General features: G+C 73.0%; 2 protein-coding genes. Both read left to right on the top strand.

Annotated elements, in window-relative coordinates:
* Positions 1-764 precede the first annotated feature (764 nt).
* Positions 765-2564, top strand: coding sequence for a S8 family serine peptidase (locus ACFU5O_RS07190; RefSeq protein ID WP_384237408.1), 1800 nt, complete (start codon positions 765-767; stop codon positions 2562-2564).
* A gap of 192 nt (positions 2565-2756) precedes the next feature.
* Complete coding sequence (locus ACFU5O_RS07185; RefSeq protein WP_384237406.1) at positions 2757-5645, top strand: AAA family ATPase; 2889 nt, start codon at positions 2757-2759, stop codon at positions 5643-5645.
* The last annotated feature ends 355 nt before the right edge of the window (positions 5646-6000 follow it).

Genomic DNA, 6000 nt, shown 5'->3' with positions numbered 1-6000 from the left:
GGCGCCGGGGCTGTACGCCCCCCCGCGGGCGCGGGGCCGGGCTGCCCGGCCCCGCGTCGCCGACGGGTTCGCACCCGCCCGGCCGCCCCGGGGCTGGTCACCCCCGTCCCGGCCGGAGCGCGTACGAACGGCCTGCCGGGAACCCGACCCCGCCGAAGCGCCAAGAGACCGCAGGACCATCGGCGCCCCGGCCGCTCAACCGGCGCTCCCACGCGCCCGAACCAGCGGAACACGAGGTCCCGAACGGCCCCCGGGGCCGCACCCCGGCTGTCGCACCCGTCCGGCCGGACAGGCGGGGCCTCGCCTACCCGGGCGAACGGCCGCGCCCTGGCAGCGGCGCCGGGCACGTTGATCCCGAGCGCAGGAGCGAGCTGAGCGGGCCGGTGGCGGGCACGAGGACGCCGGGCGGAGCGCGCTCACGGGAGCGGGCCGGGACCGGTACGGACACGCCCCCGGGTGCCCCCTCGCGGGCGACAAGGGTTTTCCCCGTATCGGGTTCATCTCGTCGTTCCCTACTGTCTGCCGCACCGGCGATTCCCGGCTCCTGACTCGTGTATGTCAGGTGCATGTAAACACGGTGTTTCGCCCGGTGACGGCTCTTGACCAGGGGCCGTCGCGTCGGCGGCGGCGCGCGGGCGACCCGGCCCGGGGAACCACGGATCGCACCCCCACAGCGAACCGCGGTTCCGCGCCGCACGTCCGCGCTCCGCAGCGTCTTGAAAGGGAACACCTTGAACGGTTCCGGACGGAGACTCATATCCGTCGTGGCCGCGACCGCCACGATCCTGGGTGTCGCCGCCACTTCCGCCGTGGCGCTCGCCGCCGCCCCGGCGGACCCCTCGCCGAAGCCCGCTCCGGCTTCGCAGTCGATGACCAAGCTGCCGGCCGCACCGGTCGACAAGGTCATCGTCACCTACAAGTCCCGGGCTGCAGAGGCCAGTTCCAACGCGGCGGCGAAGAGCGACGCCGCGACCAAGGGCACCGAGACCGGCGAGAAGCTGGCCTTCGAGCGCCGGCTCGCCGGCGGCGCGGCCCTCGTCGACCTGGGCGGTGAGGCCTCCAAGAAGGACCTCACCGAGGTGATGGACGCCTTCCGCGCCGACCCCTCGGTGGCGTCCGTGGAGCCCGACATCCGCGCCTACGCGATGGCGGTCACCCCCAACGACACCGAATACACGAAGCAGTGGGACCTCTTCGAGGCCACCGGCGGCATGAACGTGCCGGGCGCCTGGGACAAGTCCACCGGCAGCGGTGTCACCGTCGCGGTCATCGACACCGGCTACGCCACCCACTCGGATGTGGCCGGCAACGTGATCTCCGGCTACGACTTCATCTCGAGCTCCGCGGACGCCCGTGACGGCAACGGCCGCGACAGCAACGCCAAGGACGAGGGCGACTGGAACGCCACCGACGGCGAGTGCGGCCTCGGCTCCACGGCGGGCAACTCCTCCTGGCACGGTACGCACGTCGCGGGCACCATCGCGGCGACGACGCTCAACAGCAAGGGCGTCGCGGGTATCGCGTACAACGCGAAGATCCAGCCCGTGCGTGTGCTCGGCAAGTGCGGCGGCTCGTCCGCGGACATCGCCGACGCGATCACCTGGGCGTCCGGCGGCAGTGTGCCGGGTGTCCCGGCGAACCCCACCCCCGCCAAGGTCATCAACATGAGCCTCGGCGGCGCCAGCTCCACCTGCCCGAGCGTCTACCAGAACGCCATCAACGGTGCCGTGTCGCGCGGCACGACGGTGGTCGTCGCGGCGGGCAACAGCAACGCCAACGCCTCCGGGTTCACCCCGGCCAACTGCGCCAACATCATCAACGTGGCCTCCACCAGCCGTGAGGGCAACCGCTCCTTCTACTCGAACTTCGGCAGCATCGTCGATGTCGCCGCACCCGGTGGTGAGACCCGCCGTGCGACCGACACGCCCGGCACCGTCACCACCCCCGAGAACGGCATCCTCTCCACGCTGAACTCCGGGGCCACCACCCAGTCCACCGAGAACTACAAGCCCTACCAGGGCACTTCGATGGCCGCCCCGCACATCGCGGGTCTGGCCGCGCTGCTGGAGTCCGCCAAGCCGGCGCTGACCCCCGCGGACATCGAGTCCGCGATCAAGGCCAACGCCCGCCCGCTGCCCGGCACCTGCACCGGCGGCTGCGGCACCGGAATCGCGGACGCGGCCAAGACCGTGAACGCCGTCACCGGCACCACCCCCGGCGGTGCGACGTTCACCAACGGCACGGATGTCACGATCAGCGACAACAGCACCGTGTCGTCCTCGATCGCCGTCACCGGCCGCACCGGCAACGCCCCCGCCGCCCTCAAGGTCGACGTGGACATCAAGCACACCTGGCGCGGCGACCTGGTCATCGACCTGATCGCCCCCGACGGCACCGTGCGCAACCTGAAGGCCTCCTCCGGCTCCGACAGCGCCGACAACGTCCTCACGACGTACACGGTCGACGCGTCCAGCGAGGTCGCCAACGGCACCTGGAAGCTGCAGGTCCGGGACGTGGCCTCGGGTGACACCGGCTACATCGACAGCTGGAGTCTCACGTTCTGAGACAGTCTCCAGCAGGCATCATCGCTGGTCAGGGGCGCGTTCGCGGGCATATGCCGCGGGCGCGCCCCGCCGCTGCACCGGTCCAGACCTGTCCGCATGTCGGACACAGGGCCTGGACTGGGGCGATCTGCTTCGTATCCTCTGCACGAACGGGCAGGGGGCCCGCGCACGCCGGAAGGTGGTGGTGGGCAGGTGACGTCCGCGGTGTACCGCTCCGCGCCGGTCGGCCGGGCGGAAGTCATCGAGCGACTCGAGCGGGTCCTGCAGACGCGCGGGCGCGCTCTGCTCACGGGCTCGGCCGGTGTGGGCAAGACCGAGGCCGCGATGGCCATCGCGGCCCGCTCCGAGTCCCGCGGCGAAACCGTTCTCTGGCTCGCGACGCTCCCCACGGACCGCGACATCCCGGGTGCGACGGCCGCGGCGCTCGTGGCCACGGCCCGCGCGAGCGCCGCCGCGCACGCAGATCCGGAATCCGTTCCGCCGGGCGGGACGCACGGCGTGCACGACATCCTCGACGGCCTGCCCGGCCCCCAGCGGGCCGCCGTCGCCATGCTCTGCCGGGAGGCGCCCATACCCGAGGACGGCTGGGATCCCATCGCCCTGCGGCTGGCCCTCGCGCAGATCCTGCGCACCCTCGCCGCACGCGAACCGGTCCTGCTCCTCGTCGACGGTGCCCAGCGCATGGATGCCGACAGCGCCGATCTGCTGCGGTTCGCTCTGCATCTGGCTCCGCCGACGCTGCGGGTCATCGCGATCGAGACGCCGGAGGCGCACGGCCCCGGTACGGACACCGCGGGCCCGGAGCCGCTGTGGGTGCCGTCGGAGGCGGACGTGGTGTTCGTACCGCCGCTGCACGCCGACGACATCGCCGAACTCCTCATCCACCACCGGCTTCCGTCACGGATGGCCGGGCGTATCCACAAGACGAGCGGCGGTAATCCGCGCCTCGCGCTCGCGGTCGGCCGCTCACTCGCCGACGCCCGCACCCCGGTGCACCATGCCGAGTCGCTGTCCCTTTCGGGACGCGCCCGCGATCTCGCGCGGCAGCTGCTCGGCGCCGTCCGGCCTGCCGTACGGGACACCCTCCTGCTCGCTGCGCTCGCGCTGCGTCCGACCGCCTCGCTGATCCGCCGAGCCGGCCGTCCCACCGCAGAGGCCGATCTCGCGGCCGCCGAACGGGCCGGGCTGATCTCATTGACCGAGGACGGGACGGTGGCCTTCACGGCCGGCCTGCTGCCCTCGACACTGGTGCACGACGCCTGCTGGACCGAGCGCAGCGAGGGGCACGCCGCGCTCGCGCGGGTCGTGGACGACCCCGTCGAAGAGGTGCGCCACCGGGCACTGGCCACCGACATTCCCGACGAGCGGCTGGCGGCCGAGGTCGCGGCGGCGGCCGACACCGCGCGGCAGCGCGGCAACAACGCGCTGGCCGCCGAACTCGCCCTGCTGGCGGCCGAGTCCACGCCCGGCCGCCATGGCGCACAGCGGATCGCCCGGCTCGTTGACGCTGCCGAGGAAGCGGCCAGGGCGGCTCGCGCCGACCTGGCGATGCGCGCCGCCACCGACCTTCTCGCCCGCGACGCCTCACCCGCCGACCGGGTGCGGGCACGGCTGGCGGTACTGGACACGGCAGGTCAGGGGCTGACCGGTCTCGACGAGATCTACGTCCACGCGATGGAGGACTCAGAGGGCGACACGGCGCTGCGGGCGGCCGTACAGCTGCGGCTCGCGGTGAAGTACGTCCTGGCCGACGGCGATCCGGTACGGTCCAGGGCCGCCGCCATCGAGTCCGCCGCACTCGCCGCGTCGGTGGGCGACCGGATGACGGCGGCCACGGCGCTGACCGTGCAGGCGCGCATGGAACGCGTCCTGGGCTCGCCCGACGCCGAGAGGGTGCTCCAGGAGGCCCGGGCGCTCGAAATGGTGGAACGTCCGCTCGGCATCCGCAATGCCGCACAGATACTCACGATCCGGCATGCCCTGTTCGACGACCGCCTCACCGATGCCCGTGACCAGCTGAACGCCCTTCTGCCGCTGGTCGAGCGCCGCGGCTCGGTGGAGGACGCGATCGAGCTGTTCCGTACGCTCGCCGAGGTGGAGGCCCGTCACGGGCAGTGCGCTGCGGCGCTCTCGCACGCCGGGCGCTCCCTCGCCCTGACGCTGGAGGCGGGACTCTCGCCCGGGCCCGCCTGGTACGCGCTGGCGCTCGCGGAGACCGCGGGCGGCAGCTTCGCGCGCGCCGCGAGCTACGCGCGGCGCAGCGCCCAGGCGTCCGAGGAGGAGGGGGACCACATCTTCCTCTCCCGGAGCCTCTACGCGCTCGGCCGGGTCCAGCTCGTCACCGGCGACGTGGCGAACGCCCTGGAGACGCTGCGCCGGGTCCAGTCCGGCGAACGGGCACAGGCGACCGTCGACCCGTCCATGCTGCGCTGGCACGAGGAACTGGCCGAGGCGCTGGTGGCCAACGACGCCTCGGAGGAGGCCGCGTCCCTTCTCGCCGATGTCCGTCCTGTCGCGGAACGTCTGGGCCGTACGACGGTGCTGCTCGGCTGCGACCGGGCGTACGCCCTGTATCTGGCGGCGAGCGGAAAGCTGGACGCGGCGGCAGAACTGCTGAACGCGACCGCCGAGCATTTCATGACGGCAGGGCTGCCGCTGGAAGGCGGACGGGCGCTGGTGGCTCTCGCCCGTGTGGAGCGCCGCCGCCGCAGGCGGTCGGCCGCGCAGACCGCGCTGCACAGGGCAGCCGAGATCTTCGAACGGGCGGGCGCGGCTCCCTGGCTGGGACTTGCCACCGAGACCCCGGCCGGTGGGCCCGAGCCGGCCCAGGCCGGGCGCGGCGCCCTCTCCGCCCTCACGGAGGCGGAGCTGCGCCTCGCGCAGATGGTCGGCCAGGGTGCCAGCAACCAGGAGGCGGCGGCCAGGCTGTATCTGAGCGTGAAGACGGTGGAGGCCCGGCTGACCCGGATCTACCAGAAACTGGACGTCCGGTCCCGGGCGCAGCTGGCAACCGCTCTGGGCGGATGGCCGGGCGGCCGTACGGCTGCACTCGCGCCGGAAGCCGGCCCGGCGCCCGCGTAGACCTCGTCCGGGCGATCGCGTTCGGGCCGCGCCGTCGTAGGCGCTTCGCCCGGGCGGTACGCCCGCCTCGCGCATCGCGTGGACGTTCCGTCGCCCGGCGGGATCCGAACGAATGGCCCTGGTGTCCTGAGTCAGGATTTCGTCGGCAGTTCTCTGTCCGTGAATCGGTATCCCGGGCCTGCGGGGCGCTTGCGAATGCCGACCTCACCGTCGATCGTGAACGTGGCGCCCGGCGGCGGGAACTGTCCGGAAATCTCCGACTCGGGACGCTGGCCGGGGAGGTGCCCTCGGCACGGCGGTCCCCGTAGCCCTTCGCGCACGGGGAATGCCGACGCAGCGTTGTCCGAGACGTGCG

The organism is Streptomyces sp. NPDC057445 (assembly GCF_042802855.1).
Lineage (GTDB): Bacteria > Actinomycetota > Actinomycetes > Streptomycetales > Streptomycetaceae > Streptomyces.
Note: the sequence above shows the minus strand (reverse complement) of the source record. Positions and strands in the feature narration are given on the sequence as shown.